This is a genomic window from Acetobacter oeni (assembly GCF_011516825.1).
GTDB classification, from domain to species: domain Bacteria; phylum Pseudomonadota; class Alphaproteobacteria; order Acetobacterales; family Acetobacteraceae; genus Acetobacter; species Acetobacter oeni.
Map to the genome: position 1 here is coordinate 104,156 of NZ_WOTA01000003.1, position 16,823 is coordinate 120,978.

General features: G+C 55.8%; 14 protein-coding genes. 7 read left to right on the forward strand and 7 right to left on the reverse strand.

The annotated features are described in order from the left end of the window. Positions 1-6 precede the first annotated feature (6 nt). Entirely contained in the window at positions 7-525 is a 519-nt protein-coding gene (locus GOB90_RS02935) for a hypothetical protein (protein ID WP_146884896.1), read from the forward strand. Positions 526-538: 13 nt separating this feature from the next. On the opposite strand, the gene GOB90_RS02940 is transcribed toward GOB90_RS02935, so the two are convergent. From GOB90_RS02940 to GOB90_RS02970, 7 genes are all read right to left on the reverse strand, one after another. Continuing rightward, positions 539-1,480: a bifunctional riboflavin kinase/FAD synthetase gene (locus GOB90_RS02940; protein ID WP_146884894.1), complete on the reverse strand. Its 942-nt coding sequence runs from the start codon at positions 1,478-1,480 to the stop codon at positions 539-541. Further along, the gene (gene mtnC / locus GOB90_RS02945; protein WP_146884892.1) at positions 1,477-2,199 is read right to left on the reverse strand and encodes an acireductone synthase; all 723 of its coding nucleotides are present in this window, start codon (positions 2,197-2,199) and stop codon (positions 1,477-1,479) included. Before mtnC ends, GOB90_RS02940 begins: the two co-directional genes overlap by 4 nt. After that, the gene (locus GOB90_RS02950) at positions 2,196-2,741 is read right to left on the reverse strand and encodes a 1,2-dihydroxy-3-keto-5-methylthiopentene dioxygenase (protein ID WP_146884889.1); all 546 of its coding nucleotides are present in this window, start codon (positions 2,739-2,741) and stop codon (positions 2,196-2,198) included. The genes mtnC and GOB90_RS02950 overlap by 4 nt, the downstream gene beginning before the upstream one ends. Beyond that, complete coding sequence (locus GOB90_RS02955; RefSeq protein ID WP_173571906.1) at positions 2,738-3,412, reverse strand: methylthioribulose 1-phosphate dehydratase; 675 nt, start codon at positions 3,410-3,412, stop codon at positions 2,738-2,740. The genes GOB90_RS02950 and GOB90_RS02955 overlap by 4 nt, the downstream gene beginning before the upstream one ends. A gap of 19 nt (positions 3,413-3,431) precedes the next feature. Beyond that, positions 3,432-3,695: a twin-arginine translocase TatA/TatE family subunit gene (locus GOB90_RS02960; protein ID WP_146884885.1), complete on the reverse strand. Its 264-nt coding sequence runs from the start codon at positions 3,693-3,695 to the stop codon at positions 3,432-3,434. Between the two features lie 182 nt (positions 3,696-3,877). Further along, on the reverse strand, positions 3,878-4,381 hold the full coding sequence (locus GOB90_RS02965) for a CHAP domain-containing protein (protein WP_146884883.1): 504 nt from the start codon (positions 4,379-4,381) through the stop codon (positions 3,878-3,880). A gap of 149 nt (positions 4,382-4,530) precedes the next feature. Beyond that, the gene (locus GOB90_RS02970; RefSeq protein ID WP_146884881.1) at positions 4,531-5,172 is read right to left on the reverse strand and encodes a regulatory protein RecX; all 642 of its coding nucleotides are present in this window, start codon (positions 5,170-5,172) and stop codon (positions 4,531-4,533) included. Between the two features lie 249 nt (positions 5,173-5,421). Between GOB90_RS02970 and rplK the strand changes: the two genes are divergently transcribed. From rplK to rpoC, 6 genes are all read left to right on the forward strand, one after another. Next, complete coding sequence (gene rplK / locus GOB90_RS02975; RefSeq protein ID WP_146884879.1) at positions 5,422-5,856, forward strand: 50S ribosomal protein L11; 435 nt, start codon at positions 5,422-5,424, stop codon at positions 5,854-5,856. A gap of 4 nt (positions 5,857-5,860) precedes the next feature. Further along, positions 5,861-6,553, forward strand: a complete 693-nt coding sequence (gene rplA, locus GOB90_RS02980; protein WP_146884877.1) for a 50S ribosomal protein L1 — start codon at positions 5,861-5,863, stop codon at positions 6,551-6,553. Positions 6,554-6,854: 301 nt separating this feature from the next. Continuing rightward, on the forward strand, positions 6,855-7,379 hold the full coding sequence (gene rplJ, locus GOB90_RS02985) for a 50S ribosomal protein L10 (RefSeq protein WP_146884874.1): 525 nt from the start codon (positions 6,855-6,857) through the stop codon (positions 7,377-7,379). 95 nt (positions 7,380-7,474) lie between these two features. Next, positions 7,475-7,849, forward strand: coding sequence for a 50S ribosomal protein L7/L12 (gene rplL / locus GOB90_RS02990; RefSeq protein ID WP_146884872.1), 375 nt, complete (start codon positions 7,475-7,477; stop codon positions 7,847-7,849). A gap of 275 nt (positions 7,850-8,124) precedes the next feature. Beyond that, positions 8,125-12,297 (forward strand): DNA-directed RNA polymerase subunit beta, encoded by a 4,173-nt coding sequence (rpoB, locus tag GOB90_RS02995; protein WP_146884870.1) that lies wholly within the window; start codon positions 8,125-8,127, stop codon positions 12,295-12,297. 147 nt (positions 12,298-12,444) lie between these two features. After that, positions 12,445-16,626 carry a DNA-directed RNA polymerase subunit beta' gene (gene rpoC, locus GOB90_RS03000; protein ID WP_146884868.1) on the forward strand — a complete coding sequence of 1,394 codons (4,182 nt, stop codon included), beginning with the start codon at positions 12,445-12,447 and terminating at the stop codon, positions 16,624-16,626. The last annotated feature ends 197 nt before the right edge of the window (positions 16,627-16,823 follow it).

Sequence of the window (16,823 nt, forward strand, 5' to 3'; positions counted from 1 at the left end):
GATGCCATGAGCCTCTCCGATGCCATCACCCGGTTCGATCTCTGGTTGCTCGACCGGGTTTTTCAACCCGTTGCTGACCGTCTGCCGGAACGCATTACGGTCTGGGAAACCGGGATGAGCCTTCTGCTGGGCTCGCTGCTTTTGCTGGCGACATCGATTGCAGCGATGGTTGTTCTGCTGGGCGAAGACCCGGTAAACGCTGTTTACGACATTCTGATCTGGGGGATGTGGGTGGCGTTTTATCTGGGTGTGAACCGTATGCGCGGGCTCGTGCGTCCTGGTTTCATGAATCCGTTACGGACTATGTTCCTTGGCTTCCGCCCGATCTCATTTGTGTTCCTGCTATATGCGATCTGGCAGAGCACGTCCCTGCCTCCACCGTTCAGCATAGGTCTGTGGTTTAACGCTCTGGCCGATCTGGCATTTACATGCGGGGTCTATATGATTTCCTGCGAACAGACGCCGCCGAAAAAGAAGCAGGTCAATTGGAAACGCGAATTCGGCAGCGTTCCGGATCAGACCTGAGCAGGATATCCGTTCAGAATTCAGACGACTGATCCAGAATTACCCGGGCCTGCATGGCATCCTGTGCGATCTGGGCTTTCAGGGCATCAAGTCCGTCAAACCGCTTCTCGGCGCGGAGCAGTGTGTGCAATGAGACGGAGAGTGTCTGACCGTAAAGATCGTCATCAAAGTCGAAGAGATTGACCTCAAGGCGGCTTTCCTGACCATCATTGATCGTTGGCCTGCGCCCGATATTGGCCACGCCACGACAGAGTCTTCCGTCTTCCAGCCTGACCGTTGTGGCATAAACGCCGCGGGCAGGCTCCAGATGTCGTCCCAGTTGTATGTTCGCGGTCGGGAAGCCGAGCAGGCGTCCCCGCTTATCTCCATGCCGAACAATGCCCCGAACAGACCAGGGCCGGCCCAGTTCCAGCGCTGCCCGCTCCGGATAGCCGTCCTGAAGCAGGCGTCTGATCCGGGTGGAGGAATAGGGGCCGTTCGTATCTGTCAGAGCAGGCACAAGCGTGAAGCCCATTCCAAGTTCGCAGGCACGTTCGGCAAGAAAATCCGTATTGCCACCCCGGCGATGTCCGAAGGCAAAATCATGACCACAGGCAATGTGCCGCAACCCGAGCGCCTGATGCAGAACATCTTCTACGAACTGCTCCGCGCTCATCTGTGAGAATGCTTCATCGAAGCGAATCTGGAATACATGTTTGACGCCGAGCGCCGCGAGAGCAGAAAACCGCTCCTCCGGCAGTGTCAGACGGAACGGCGGGTCCTGAGGGCGAAATAACTCACGCGGATGTGGTTCAAATGTGACGACGGCGAGCGGTTCGTCCGGGCGCGCCTGGTGCAGGGTTCGGACCAGATGAGCATGCCCGAGATGGACACCGTCGAAATTTCCCAGGGCCGCAACGGCGCCCCGGGCATGGACAGGAATTGTGCGCCAGTCGGTATGGAGCGTAGCATTCATAGACAGGCGGAAGCCGGGGCCGGAAGAGCAAACAGGGTCGCAACTTCCGTCATGTCATGTGCAACAGGGTGATCATCACCCGCCACAGTTTCGTCCTCTGTTCTTACCATCTGGCAGGTCAGCATTCCGGCAGAGCCTGCCGCGTCCAGTTCGGCCACGACATCGGAGACAAACAGCACATCACTCGCCACCCAGCCCTGAGTCGTAATGATCTTACGATAGCTGGCCGTGTCTTTTTTGCCACCCATCTCCAGATCAAGAAAAGCGGAAAACAGAGATGTCAGATCGCCATCGGTCGTGTGGGCGTAAATCAGTTTCTGCGCCGCCGATGAGCCGGAAGAGTAAACAGCAAGTGTCAGGCCGGTCTGATACCATGCCCGCAGAACCGGTGGCACATCCGGGAAGAGTGACGCCACCAGTGTCCCATCAGCGTAACCCTCCGCCCACGCCTGGCCCTGCAAAGTTTTTAACGGAGCCACCTTCGCGTCTTCATTCATCCAGGTCAGCAACTGTTCAGCCGGTTCTTTTCCGGGTGCAAGAAGCTTTGTTGCCGCAAGCGCCTGTTCGACGACCGGGTCGTGACGGCGTCGTTTAATAAGATCAGGCAGTATCTTTCGCGCGTAGGGGAACAGCACTCTGTGAACAAAGGAGACGGGGGTTGTCGTGCCCTCAATGTCGAGCAGGATCACCTTCGGCGGTGTAGCCACGACCGGTTTCATACCGATTGCACCGGGAAGCGATCCGCAATGTCATCGCCGGTATAATCCGCGATCCATCCGTCCCTGTTGGTGAAAATCCGCAATGCGACGACGTCTGGCTCCTCACCGGCATCGAACCAGTGCGGTATGCCCGCAGGAACTGAGATCAGATCGCGCTGTGTGCATCCGATATCATAAACGCGGCCATTGGTATGCAGCACAAAATGACCAGCCCCATGCACGAAGAACCGAACCTCATCCTCTGTATGAATATGCTCTGAAAGAAATTTCTTCCGTAACATCTCACGGCCCGGCGTATTCACGTCAATACGAATAACATCGGCAGAGCCGGCGCCAGTCTCGCCCATCAGCCTGTCGAGCCAGAGACGATACCGACCCAGCACGGTGGTTTCATCGGCGTCCCGGGCTGGTGGCTCGACATCATCCCAGCGCTCGAACCTGACGCCGATCATTTTCAGCCGAGCGGCAATCATCTGCGGATCATTCGTGGAAAATTCCGGATGACCGGCATTTACATCGTTGAAAATGACAAGGCTGCTCACATCACGTCTCGCGCAGGTATGGCAGGGAGGAGTTTAAGTCGTTCAAGCTCGCAGGTGAGCAGAAATTCCAGTCCCTCAAGGCGGGTCAGCGCCGTCGTCATATCCGGTCCCCAGATATACACCCCGTGGCCACGAATAATATATCCGGCCTTCATTTCATCCAGATACAGCGCGACACTTCTTGAAAGGCGCGCAATATTCTGATCATTGGCGAACACAGGCACGGAAAGTCGTGTTTCATGTGTTGTCTGGTCTTCAAATACCTTGAGAACTTCGTAATCTTCAAGGTAGAGCGCGGGCTCTTTGATGACCATGGAAAGTACGGTAGCTGCTACGGAATGACCATGCAGCACGGCGCCCGCATTCGGGAAATGCTCATAAATCTGACAGTGCAGCAAAGTTTCAGCGCTCGGCCGATCGCCTTCATGACGTGCCTCACCGTTCAGGCCGACCTCAATTACGCCGTCCGAAGTCAAAAACCCTTTATGGCCACCGGATCTCGTTATCGCGATCCTGCCATCAGCCAGACGAATACTGAGGTTGCCAGCTGTTGCCGGAACCCATCCACGATCATCCATCCGGTGTCCGGCCTGGATGATCGCTGCAACAGCGAGATCCCATGTCTGGTTGTCACCGGATATCACGGACAGGCTTCCCGACGCCGAACTCATCATCCCGATCTTTCAGTATTCAGGACGAATGTGTGCTGCCGGGAGTCCGGCTGGTGACATTACTGTCGGCTGTGAAAGTCGTTCCTGCCGGAGGAGGGGCGGGAATACGGCTGTCAGGTTTGCCGCTTTGCTCCATGGATTCGTCATCTTCAAGATTTTTCTTGAATGATTTAATGCCTCTGGCGAAATCGCCCATAAGCCCGCTGATTTTTCCGCCGCCGCCGAAAACGACCACCACAACGGCCAGCACGATCAGCCAGTGCCAGATGCTCAAGCTACCCATTGCCTCGACTCCTGGTTATATTTCATCGCGCTGGCCGGATCGGACCAGGCGCGCATTTGCTTTAATAAACTCATATGGGAGATGGCTGCCCCGCGCCCGTCATGCAAGCGTTCTGTATGAGCTATTACACTTCAACGTATGACAACGCCATCTGTCTCCGGTCTGCAGCAATGACTGAGACATCAGGAAATCCATCCGGGGCGCGGGGCAGGCAGGATAAAGCCGTAAGTCGGATAGACTGTGCGGCCCATTGTTCCCGTCGGAGACCACCACACACGGACATGGGTCCAGTCATTTGCCGGCGAAACATCCACCACCGGAACCGCGTGATCGACACGTCCGGGATTCCAGTTGGCCTGATCGACAAGAATGGCTCGCGGGCCGCGAACGGATCGTACGACTGACACATGTCCGTCAGGCAGTCTGGAAGATGAGCGGAAGACAAGCACTGAGCCGGCCTGGGGTGTCGCTGCCCTTGGATACTCACCACGAGCAGCCACCCACCATGAAGCCGCGCGCCCTGTAAGTGCGATCGTGGAATGCTCCCTGGCCCACGGAGCGCATTGCAGCCGTCCATGCCAGCTTCGTCCCGTGCCGCCACCTCCTGCGCAGGCCGCAAGCAGAAAAGGCATGACAAGCACAATCAAACGGGACCGGGTGAGGCGAAAGCGATCACGGGGGGGCATGTCGTGCTTTGTTGTTTTTTCGGTATGATATGACGCTGTTTTTCGCCCTGTATCCGTGGATACCGAAGGAGTTCTGACGCGGAAGCCACCGCGACAGGTCCGGTGTCTGACGGGGTTCCGAAATATATTTCGAAGAAAGTCGAAGCTGTTCACAGTGCGTCTTTCAACGCGATAATTCTGTCTTCTGCTTCTTCCCGATCAGTTGTGAGCGCCTGCATGGCAATGTCCCGTGCAAATCCGGCCCGTGCAAACGCCATCAAAAGACGCTGCTCATTTTTTTGTCTGTCAGCGGACTCGTCAGGCGATGCAACGCTGAACGGTCCTGCTCGTCTTTTGCGTGCGAAAACCAGAGCCGCTCCCAGTTCCGATTCGCGGGCCCGTTCATCACTGCCAAGTGTCACATTCAGCACATTGCTGACTGTCGACGTTGCAATCCCCTTCGCAGCCAGTCGTGCTTCAATGGCGCGGCGGGACTGGCCTGAATGGCTCAGGCGCGTTGCTCTCGCCTTCGCAAAAGACGAATCGTTTATAACGCCAAGTTCCACCATGGTGCGCGCAACAGACGTGGCCAGCGGCATTAGCCGTGCCGTTATTTCTGCGATTTCAGAAGCGTCTGTACCGGACTCTGAGGCTCTGCGCCCCCACCGGCTGATACGTCGTTCAAGAACCTGAGCCAGACCACGCTCGGTTGCAGAGAAGCGTGCCAGGTGAGCGAGTGCGGCCTCACGAAGTGCCGCCTGATCGGGAGGCGGTCCTGCCGGGCGTTGTGTGCGAGGAGTCCGGGTAACCATTGCTCTGCAATTCTAACATATTGAGTTGTCAGTTGTCATAGCGGGGATTGAGATAAGGGCAGAACGGCGTATTGGTGTGGATCGATATTGATGATGGCATGATAATCACTCCTGCTTGACTCACTTTCATATCAGGCGTATGCGCGCCCCTCCTACGGAACGCGGGAGAATTTCCGGAATGCCCGTGATAAAGCATGCCGGTGTCGCTCGAACCGCGGTCCGGGCACAATATTATAAGGAGTCCCGGATATGGCCAAAAAGATTGTTGGCTACATCAAGCTGCAGATTCCCGCAGGCAAGGCAAATCCGTCGCCGCCGGTCGGTCCCGCTCTCGGTCAGCGTGGTCTGAACATTATGGAATTTTGTAAAGCGTTCAACGCGAAGACGCAGGGTATGGAGCCGGGGATGCCGGTTCCGGTCGTCATCACCGCCTACGCTGACCGTACTTTTAGCTTCATCACGAAGACGCCGCCGAATACTTACTTCCTGCTTAAGGCCGCCAAAATCTCCAAGGGCAGCCAGACCGTCGGTAAGTCGGCCACAGTCGGCAAGGTCACGATGTCGCAGCTGCGCGAAATCGCTGAGACAAAGACACCGGACATGAATGCCAACGATATAGACGGCGCAGTCCGGATGCTGATCGGTTCAGCCCGTTCTATGGGCCTGCAGGTTGTGGAGGGCTGATATTATGGCAAAGAACAAGCGTCTGACGGCCGCCCGTGCATCTGTTGACAGCACGAAGGTCTACGGTCTTGATGAGGCTATCGGTCTCGTGAAGGCGAATGCCAAAGCGAAATTCGACGAAACCGTCGAAATCTCCATGAATCTCGGTATTGATCCGCGGCATGCGGATCAGATGGTGCGTGGCCTGCTCTCCCTGCCTAACGGAACGGGTAAGACGCTTCGCGTCGCTGTGTTCGCACGGGGTCCGAAGGCTGAGGAAGCTCAGGCGGCCGGTGCCGACATTGTTGGTGCGGAAGATCTGATGGAGAAGGTGCAGGCTGGCGAAATTAATTTCGACCGCTGCATCGCGACCCCTGACATGATGGGTCTTGTTGGCCGTCTTGGTAAGGTGCTCGGTCCGCGTGGTCTGATGCCGAACCCGAAGCTTGGTACTGTGACGATGGATGTTAAAGGCGCTGTCACGGCGGCCAAGTCCGGTCAGGTTGAGTATCGCGCTGAAAAGGCCGGTATCGTTCACGCCGGGATTGGTAAGGCCTCTTTCGGAGAGGACAAGCTCGCTGAGAACATCCGTGCATTTGTGGATGCTGTTCAGAAGGCTCGGCCGACAGGTGCGAAAGGCACGTATCTGAAGAAGATGGCGTTGTCGTCCACCATGGGGCCTGGGGTGCATATTGACGTGTCGGGCTTCGCGGCCTGACATCATAAAGATGATCCCGGATGATGTCACAGTCGTCCGGTTTCCAGGGTGGCGCCTCAGGGGGCTGCCCGATCCTGTCCAAGACCGGCTGCGGCTGAAGCCTTAATAATCTGTCTCCGACTTGTCGGAAGGTGGGTGCGACCGGGAGACGAGGATACTGGTTATGCAGGTTTCACATCTGCGTCTCCGTGTGTTCCGTAACAGAGGACAGGCGAGCCGGACCTGACGTCTGTGTGACTGACGGTCCCTGGATAACCCGGCCGACCCGCTTTGTGTGGGAAGGCTCAAATGGAGACGGGAAGTGAACCGTACGGAGAAGCGCGAATTTGTCGCGTCCCTCGCCGCCGTATTCGCCGAGACGTCCATGGTGGTTGTCACCCGTAATGACGGGCTGACAGTCGCTCAGGTGACGGATCTGCGACGCAAGGTGCGCGCTGCGGGTGCGACATACAAAGTCGCGAAGAACCGGCTGGCCACTCTCGCCCTGGACGGGACCCGGTTCGACGGGATTGCTCCTCTGCTGAAAGGCCCGACCGCGCTCGCGTGGTCGCAGGACCCTGTGGCAGTGGCCAAGGCAATCGTCGAGTTCGCCAAGACCAATGAGAAGCTGGTTCTGCTTGGCGGAGCCCTCGGCACCCAGACGCTCAGCGTCGAAGGTGTCAAGGCGCTTGCCGAGCTGCCGTCGCTCGAAACACTCCGCGCGCAGCTGGTGGGGCTTATCTCCACACCGGCCACGCGTATCGCGGGTGTTCTTCAGGCGCCGGCGGGGCAGCTTGCTCGGGTCTTTGGGGCCTATGCCAAAACGGGCGAGGCTGACGCAGCCTGATTTGTCCCCGTCATGGGGGTAGGGAAATTCGTATGACTCCTGAGAAACGGGGTTGTGCAACCATAATCAGTATCTATATTGGGAAAGACTATCACATGGCCGATCTGAACAAGCTTGTTGACGAGCTGTCCGCTCTTACGGTTCTCGAAGCTGCTGAGCTGTCAAAGCTTCTTGAGGAGAAGTGGGGCGTTTCTGCTGCTGCTCCTGTTGCTGTCGCTGCTGCTGCTCCGGGTGCCGCCGCTGCTCCGGCTGAAGAGCAGACCGAATTCACGGTTATCCTTGCCAAGGCAGGCGAGAAAAAGATCAACGTCATTAAGGAAATCCGTACGATCACCGGCCTGGGTCTGAAGGAAGCGAAGGATCTCGTTGAGGGAGCGCCAAAAACCGTTAAGGAAGGCGTTAACAAGGATGAGGCCGAGAAAATCAAGAAGACTCTTGAGGACAACGGTGCATCTGTTGAAATCAAATAACGATATATGTTCTTATGACGGAGCGTGTGCCGCTTCGTTGTGTTTTTTGAGTTAGATTATCGGGCGGAGGCTGTTCTGGTCTCCGCCTGTTCGTCTGTAACGGATCTCAGAGTGGGTCTGTTAAGTCGGGCGATTGAGGCAGGGTGCGCGAAAGCAGAGCGGTAACGGCTGCATTTGGTGCGATATTTCGGCCGGACCGTCTGGCCTCCTGTTTTTCCGGTAATTCCGGGGGTGGGGGGCCTTGTGGTCCGACGGCAGGGACGGGGCAGGATAGAATGAACGCAATTACGAAATCGTTCACGGGACGCAAGCGGATCCGTAAAAGCTTCGGACGAATCCCCGAAGTTGCGCCGATGCCTAATCTTATCGATGTGCAGCGTGCCTCTTACGAGGCGTTTCTGCAGGCAAATGTTTCACCTGATGCCCGCACGCAGACGGGATTACAGGAAGTTTTCCGCTCAGTATTTCCGATTAACGACTTCGCCGGTCGTGGTCGGCTGGAATTTGTTCAGTACGAATTTGAAGAGCCGAAATATGATGTCGAGGAATGTATCCAGCGTGGTCTTACCTACGCGGCGCCACTGAAAGTTATCCTGCGTCTCATCGTGTGGGACGTGGATGAAGATACGGGTTCGCGCTCGATCAGAGATATTAAGGAGCAGCCGGTCTATATGGGCGATATGCCCCTGATGACAGATAACGGCACCTTTATCATTAATGGTACTGAGCGCGTCATCGTTAGTCAGATGCACCGTTCCCCGGGTGTGTTCTTTGATCACGATAAAGGTAAAACGCATTCATCCGGAAAATATCTGTTTTCGGCGCGTGTTATTCCTTATCGAGGCTCGTGGCTTGATTTTGAGTTCGATGCGAAGGACCTGATTTATGTCCGTATTGATCGCAAGCGTAAGCTTCCCGCGACAACCCTGCTTTACGCGCTGGAAGGGATGCATTCCGAAGCTGCGCGTCGAAAGAAGGCGGAAGAAGGCGGAGACGTCGATTCGCTTGAGATCCAGGGTATGGATCCGGATGAGATCCTCGGTTATTTCTATAATAATGTAGTCTTTACCAAGACACCGAAAGGATGGGCTCGCCCGTTCGACCCGGAAGCGTTCCGTGGTCAGAAGCTGCTGTCCGATATGGTTGATGCGCAGACCGGTGAAGTGGTCGCTGCCGCGGATTCCAAGCTGACAGCGCGCACCGTTCGTAAAATTGCCGAAACGACAAAGGAAGTGCTGGTTGGTGAAGCCGATCTTCTTGGTCGTTTCATTGCTCATGACATAGCTAACCCTGAGACGGGTGAAATCTATGGTGAGGCAGGTGAAGAGCTGACTGAGGCGCGTCTTGAGGCGCTTGAGGAGGCTGGTCTTACCGAGCTCCCGACGCTCGCTGTTGATCCGGCGAACGGTCCGTGGGTCCGCAATACGCTGACGGTCGACAAGAACAGTTCGCGTGATGAAGCGCTGATCGATATTTATCGTGTCATGCGTCCGGGTGAGCCGCCGACGGCAGAAACCGCTGAAGCGATGTTCCGCAGCCTCTTTTTTGATCCGGACCGCTACGATCTGTCTGCGGTTGGTCGCGTGAAAATGAACATGCGTCTTGGTGTTGATTGCCCGGATACCGTTCGTGTCCTGCGTAAGGAAGATATCCTGCGCACTATCAAGGTTATGTGCGACCTGAAGGATGGTCGCGGTCAGATCGATGATATCGATAACCTTGGAAACCGTCGTGTTCGTTCTGTCGGTGAGCTGATGGAAAATCAGTACCGCGTCGGTCTGCTCCGTATGGAGCGCGCTATTCGCGAGCGTATGGGGTCTGTCGATATTGACACTGTCATGCCGCATGATCTGATCAACGCAAAGCCGGCTGCCGCTGCTGTGCGTGAGTTTTTCGGCTCTTCGCAGTTGTCCCAGTTCATGGATCAGACCAATCCGCTGTCGGAAGTGACGCATAAACGCCGCCTTTCGGCCCTCGGTCCGGGAGGTCTGACACGCGAGCGGGCGGGCTTCGAGGTCCGCGATGTTCATCCGACGCATTACGGTCGTATTTGCCCGATTGAGACCCCGGAAGGTCCGAATATCGGTCTGATCAACTCACTGGCGACGTACGCGAAAGTGAATAAGTACGGCTTCATTGAAACGCCGTACCGCCTCGTGAAAGATGGTGTTTTCCAGGAGGGCTGGAAATATCTCTCCGCCATGGAAGAAGATCGCCTTGTCGTGGCTCAGGCCGATGCAAAGCAGAGTCCTGACGGCAGACTGACCGGTGATCTGGTCTCGGTGCGCCGGAGTGGTGACTTCCGTCTCGTTCCGCCGACTGAAGTGACTGCCTGTGACGTTTCGCCGAAACAGCTTGTTTCTGTCGCTGCTGCGCTGATACCGTTTCTTGAGAACGATGATGCAAACCGCGCGCTGATGGGTTCAAACATGCAGCGTCAGGCTGTGCCGCTGGTACGCTCCGATGCGCCTCTGGTCGGGACGGGCATGGAAGCTGCTGTTGCGCATGACTCTGGCGCAACCATCGTGGCGCGCCGTCCGGGTATCGTTGATCAGATTGACGGCGCCCGGATTGTGGTCCGTGCGACTGATGATAATGGGGCGACGCAGGGCGTCGACATTTATCGTCTTCGCAAATATTCGCGTTCCAACCAGTCCACCTGTATCAACCAGCGTCCACTGGTCCGGGTTGGCGATCAGGTTGCTTCGGGCGATATCATTGCGGACGGACCGTCCACGGAACTCGGTGAACTGGCCCTCGGACGGAACGTGCTCGTCGCGTTCATGCCCTGGAATGGTTACAACTTTGAGGATTCTATCCTCATTTCCGAGCGTATCGCCCGTGATGACGTTTTCACCTCGATCCATATCGAGGAATTCGAAGTCATGGCCCGCGATACGAAGCTGGGTCAGGAAGAAATCACCCGCGACATCCCGAATGTCGGTGAAGAAGCACTGCGCAGTCTCGACGAAGCGGGCATCGTCTATGTCGGCGCTGAGGTGAATCCTGGCGATATTCTCGTCGGTAAGGTCACGCCAAAGGGCGAAAGTCCGATGACGCCGGAAGAAAAACTCCTGCGCGCCATCTTCGGCGAAAAAGCTTCCGACGTTCGTGATACGTCTCTGCGTCTGCCGCCCGGAACAACCGGCACGATCGTCGACGTCCGCGTCTTCTCCCGTCGCGGTGTCGACAAGGATGAGCGTGCGATGGCGATCGAGCGCGCTGAAATCGAGCGTCTGGCGAAGGACCGCGATGATGAGCAGGCTATTCAGGAGCGATCCTTCTACAATCGTCTGCGTGAAAATCTGCTTGGCCAGACGGCGGGAGCGGGTTTCAAAGGCCTGAAGTCAGGCACGCCGATCACGGAGGAGGTCCTCGCGGAGGTTCCTCGGGGTGCGTGGCGTCATATCACAGTGTCATCTGACGCTGTGATGGCCGAGCTCGAAACCCTGCGTGCCGAGTTCGACGTCGCTGTCGGCAAGATTAAAGGCCGGTTTGACAGCAAGGTCGAAAAACTGCAGCGGGGTGACGAACTGCCGCCCGGCGTGATGAAAATGGTCAAGGTGTTTGTCGCGGTGAAGCGTAAGCTGCAGCCGGGTGATAAAATGGCTGGCCGTCACGGTAATAAAGGTGTCGTCTCCCGTGTTGTTCCGGTTGAAGATATGCCGTTTCTTGAAGATGGAACTTCGGTTGATCTCGTACTGAACCCGCTCGGCGTGCCATCTCGTATGAATGTCGGGCAAATTCTCGAAACCCATCTGGGCTGGGCGTGTGCTAATATCGGCAAGCGTATCGGCACCATGGTCGATGCTTATCAGCGTGATGGTGAGAAAAAGCAGATTCTGCTGGATGAGTTGAAAGACGTTTACGGCGAAGAGGTTTACAAAGCCGACATCGCCGAAATGGAACACGGACAACTGGTCGAGTTGGCGAATAATCTGCGTAAGGGCGTCCCCATCGCAACCCCGGTGTTTGACGGTGCATCTATTCCGGATATCGAGAACATGCTCGAAAAAGCAGGGGTTGACCGGTCAGGCCAGTCGCAACTGATTGACGGGCGCACCGGCGAGCCTTTCGAGCGCAAGACAACGGTCGGCTACATTTACATGCTGAAGCTGCATCATCTCGTGGATGACAAAATCCACGCCCGTTCGATCGGTCCTTATTCTCTTGTCACGCAGCAGCCGCTGGGTGGTAAGGCGCAGTTCGGTGGTCAGCGCTTCGGTGAGATGGAAGTCTGGGCACTCGAGGCCTACGGTGCCGCCTACACGCTTCAGGAAATGCTCACGGTTAAGTCTGATGACGTGTCTGGTCGCACCAAGGTCTATGAGTCGATTGTGCGCGAGCAGGATGACTTTGAAGCAGGCATACCGGAGAGCTTCAATGTTCTTATCAAAGAGCTGAAGTCGCTCGGTCTGAATGTCGATCTGGAAAGCAGCGGTGATTAAGTCAGGAACAAAACAAGGTCCGGCTTCCGCCGGGAGGAGAAATCCTTCCGGCGTCACAGTATTTTCGATGAATTCGGGTGCGGGTCATAACGCCCCGCATGGCGCGGCAGCCCACCGCGCTATTTTCGTTCTGGAGGTTTTCGGCGCATGAATGAACTCATGAAGATTCTTGGTCAGACAGGCCAGGCAGCCACCTTCGATCAGATCAAGATTCAGCTGGCCTCCAGCGAACAGATCAGATCGTGGTCGTATGGCGAGATCAAAAAGCCCGAGACGATCAACTATCGTACGTTCAAGCCTGAGCGCGATGGTCTGTTCTGTGCGCGCATTTTCGGACCGATCAAGGACTACGAATGCCTTTGCGGTAAATACAAACGGATGAAGTTCCGTGGGATTATCTGCGAAAAATGTGGTGTCGAAGTCACTCTTGCTAAAGTGCGGCGTGAACGGATGGGGCATATCCAGCTTGCCAGCCCCGTCGCTCACATCTGGTTTCTGAAATCTCTTCCCAGCCGTATTGGCCTTATGGTCGATATGACTTTGAAAGATCTCGAAAAGGTTCTGTATTTCGAAAGTTACGTTGTTCTTGAGCCTGGGACATCACCGTTCAAGCAGTTTAGTCTGCTTTCGGAAGATCAGTATCTCGATGCTATGGACGAACATGCCGAAGACGGCGTCGAGGTCGGCATTGGTGCAGAGGCCGTCAAAAAGATTCTTGAGCGTATCGACTGTGACGCTGAGAAGGTGAAGCTGCGTCAGGATCTGAAGGAGACCACCTCCGAAGCCAAGCGTAAGAAGCTCGTCAAGCGCCTGAAGCTGATTGAAGCCTTCGCAGAAAGCGGCTGCAAGCCGGAATGGATGATTCTGGATCTCGTGCCGGTGATTCCACCCGAACTGCGTCCGCTGGTGCCACTTGATGGTGGTCGTTTTGCGACCTCGGATCTGAATGATCTCTATCGTCGCGTCATCAACCGTAATAACCGCCTGAAACGCCTCATGGAGTTACGCGCGCCGGATATTATCGTCCGCAACGAAAAGCGCATGTTACAGGAGGCTGTGGACGCCCTGTTCGACAACGGTCGGCGCGGACGAGCAATTACCGGCGCGAACAAGCGTCCGCTGAAATCGCTGTCGGATATGCTGAAAGGTAAGCAGGGGCGTTTTCGTCAGAACCTGCTTGGTAAGCGCGTTGATTATTCCGGTCGTTCGGTCATTGTGGTTGGACCTGAGCTGAAGCTCCATCAGTGCGGTCTTCCGAAGAAGATGGCGCTTGAGCTGTTCAAGCCGTTTATCTACTCGAAGCTTGAGAAATATGGCCACGCAACCACCATCAAAGCTGCAAAGCGCATGGTGGAAAAAGAGCGTCCGGAAGTGTGGGATATTCTCGAGGAGGTGATCCGCGAGCATCCGGTCATGCTCAACCGTGCACCGACACTTCACCGTCTTGGTATTCAAGCGTTTGAGCCGATTCTCGTCGAAGGTAAGGCTATCCAGCTTCACCCGCTGGTCTGTACTGCTTTTAACGCTGATTTCGACGGCGATCAGATGGCCGTTCACGTGCCGCTGTCGCTCGAAGCCCAGCTGGAAGCCCGTGTGCTGATGATGTCCACCAACAACATCCTCAGCCCGGCGAACGGCAAGCCGATCATCGTGCCGTCCCAGGATATTGTTCTCGGTCTGTATTATCTTAGCCTGGAGACGCCGGAATTTGCTGCAACGCCGGATAAGAGCGAATATGACGATAAAACCGGCGCGCTGATTAAAGAGGGCGCTCCTGCTTACGGTTCGATCAACGACGTCGAATATGCTCTGAGTTCCGGCGCTCTGAAGCTGCATGACAAAATTCGTGCCCGTCTCGAGGCAGTGGACGCTGAAGGCAAGTCTGTTCGTGAGACTGTGGTAACGACACCGGGGCGTGTGCTCATTGCGCAGATTCTGCCGAAAAGCGCGCTGATCCCGTTTTCGCTGATCAACAAGCAGCTGACGAAAAAGAACGTCTCGGATGTTATTGACGCTGTGTACCGTCATTGCGGTCAGAAGGAAGCCGTAATTTTCTGCGACCGGATGATGACACTTGGTTTCCGTCATGCTGCGAAAGCAGGTATTTCCTTCGGCAAGGATGACATGATCATCCCGAAAGAGAAGAAGGCTCTGGTTGATCATACGACGGCCGAAGTTAAAGAGTTCGAGCAGCAGTATCAGGATGGTCTGATCACGGCAGGCGAGCGCTACAACAAGGTTGTGGATGCCTGGTCACGCTGCACGGATGAAGTCCAGGCCGCGATGACCAAGGAGTTGTCCAAGGCTGAAATTGGCAAGCCCATCAATTCTGTGTGGATGATGAGCCATTCCGGTGCGCGTGGGTCGCCGGCGCAGATGAAGCAGCTTGCCGGTATGCGCGGTCTGATGGCTAAGCCGTCGGGTGAGATTATTGAGCAGCCGATTATCGCCAACTTCAAAGAAGGTCTGTCGGTTCTCGATTACTTCACGTCGACCCACGGCGCCCGTAAGGGACTGGCTGATACGGCGTTGAAAACAGCGAACTCCGGATATCTGACCCGCCGCCTCGTTGACGTTGCTCAGGACTGCATCATCGTTGAAGATGATTGCGGAACTGAGCGCGGACTGACTGTCCGGGCTGTCATGGATGGCGGTGAAGTCGTCTCGTCGCTTTCCGAGCGTGTTCTGGGACGCACACTCGCGGCAGATGTTGTCAATCCATCAACCGGCGAGCTTGTATTTAAGCGTAATCATCTGATTGATGAAGCGGACGCAGAGAAGCTGGAGCAGAGCGGAGTTGAAACGGTTCTCATCCGTTCAGTGCTGACCTGTGACAGTCGTGTTGGTGTCTGTGGTCATTGTTATGGCCGTGATCTTGCTCGTGGAACCCCGGTCAACATCGGTGAGGCGGTGGGCGTGATCGCCGCTCAGTCTATTGGCGAGCCCGGCACCCAGCTGACAATGCGTACCTTCCATATTGGTGGCGCAGCGCAGCGCGGCGCTGAGCAGTCAATGGTGGAAGCATCCCGCGACGGTAAGGTGACTGTTCGTAACCGCAATGTGGTGCAGAACAGCCAGAACGTGCCGATTGTTATGTCCCGTAACTGTGAGATCATCCTGACGGATGAGAATGGAACAGAACGCGCACGTTATCGTGTACCATATGGTGCCCGTCTCCTGGTTGATGAAGGGCAGGCGGTCGAGCGCAATCAGAAGATGGCCGAATGGGACCCGTACACCCTGCCGATCATCACGGAGAAGGCGGGAACAGTTGAATATCTCGACCTGATTGATTCTATCACGCTTGTCGAGCGTATGGACGAAGTGACAGGCCTGACATCAAAAGTTGTCGTGGATTACAAACAGGCGTCTAAAGGTGTCGATCTGCGTCCGAGGTTGCAGCTCAAAGACGAGAAAGGTGAGGTCATCAAGCTGGATAACGGTAACGATGCCCGCTACTTCCTGTCGCCTGACTCGCTTCTGTCTGTCGAGAATGGCTCCGCCGTACATGCGGGTGACGTCCTTGCACGTATCCCGCGTGAGGGTTCCAAGACCCGTGATATCACCGGTGGTCTGCCTCGTGTGGCCGAACTGTTTGAGGCACGGCGGCCGAAAGATCATGCGATTATCGCTGAGAACGAAGGCCGCGTTGAGTTCGGTAAGGATTATAAGTCGAAGCGCCGGATTATCGTGAAAAACGATGAAACCGGTGAAGAGACCGAGTATCTGGTGCCGAAGGGCAAGCACGTTTCCGTTCAGGAAGGCGATTTTGTCCAGAAGGGCGATCCGCTGGTCGACGGTCCGCGCGTGCCGCATGACATCCTGAAGGTCATGGGGGTCGAGGCCCTTTCTGATTATCTCGTGAATGAGATTCAGGATGTGTATCGACTGCAGGGAGTGAAGATTAACGATAAGCATATTGAGGTTATCGTCCGTCAGATGCTTCAGAAAGTCGAAGTTCTCGAGCCCGGCGATACGACATATCTCATCGGTGAGACTGTGGATCGGATCGAGTTCGAGACCGAGAATACGAAGCGTCTGAATGCTGGCGATCGTCCTGCTGTGGCTATGCCGGTGTTGCAGGGTATCACAAAGGCTTCGCTGCAGACGCAGTCCTTCATCTCAGCGGCGTCCTTCCAGGAGACGACACGGGTGCTGACCGAAGCTGCTACGGCAGGTAAAGTCGACACACTAAATGGTCTCAAAGAGAATGTGATTGTTGGTCGTCTGATTCCGGCAGGCACAGGCAGCGTCATGAACAAGCTGCGCGCCGTCGCTGCTCAGCAGGACCGTCAGCGCCTGTCGCCAAAAACGGAAGCCGCCGAATAAAGCGTCTTCATCAGGACAAAGCGAAAAGGCCGGGCAGATTGTCCGGCCTTTTTTCTGCCTTCCACGTTGCCGCAAACAATACGTTTATTTCACGAAGGCATCTTCTCCGACTCGGACAGAGACCAATCAACCGGGAAGAGCCCGCATGCGAATCCTCTCAGGCCCCGATTCTCAACGATTTATTGCCATATTCCGCC

Coding starts and splice junctions, on each gene's coding strand:
- GOB90_RS02955 (WP_173571906.1), bottom strand. CDS start 3,412: ATGAGTTCGGCGTCGGGAAGCCTGTCCGTGATATCCGGTGACAACCAG.
- GOB90_RS02970 (WP_146884881.1), bottom strand. CDS start 5,172: ATGGTTACCCGGACTCCTCGCACACAACGCCCGGCAGGACCGCCTCCC.
- rplK (WP_146884879.1), top strand. CDS start 5,422: ATGGCCAAAAAGATTGTTGGCTACATCAAGCTGCAGATTCCCGCAGGC.
- rplL (WP_146884872.1), top strand. CDS start 7,475: ATGGCCGATCTGAACAAGCTTGTTGACGAGCTGTCCGCTCTTACGGTT.
- GOB90_RS02960 (WP_146884885.1), bottom strand. CDS start 3,695: ATGGGTAGCTTGAGCATCTGGCACTGGCTGATCGTGCTGGCCGTTGTG.
- rpoB (WP_146884870.1), top strand. CDS start 8,125: ATGAACGCAATTACGAAATCGTTCACGGGACGCAAGCGGATCCGTAAA.
- mtnC (WP_146884892.1), bottom strand. CDS start 2,199: ATGAAACCGGTCGTGGCTACACCGCCGAAGGTGATCCTGCTCGACATT.
- rplA (WP_146884877.1), top strand. CDS start 5,861: ATGGCAAAGAACAAGCGTCTGACGGCCGCCCGTGCATCTGTTGACAGC.
- GOB90_RS02935 (WP_146884896.1), top strand. CDS start 7: ATGAGCCTCTCCGATGCCATCACCCGGTTCGATCTCTGGTTGCTCGAC.
- rpoC (WP_146884868.1), top strand. CDS start 12,445: ATGAATGAACTCATGAAGATTCTTGGTCAGACAGGCCAGGCAGCCACC.
- GOB90_RS02965 (WP_146884883.1), bottom strand. CDS start 4,381: ATGCCCCCCCGTGATCGCTTTCGCCTCACCCGGTCCCGTTTGATTGTG.
- GOB90_RS02940 (WP_146884894.1), bottom strand. CDS start 1,480: ATGAATGCTACGCTCCATACCGACTGGCGCACAATTCCTGTCCATGCC.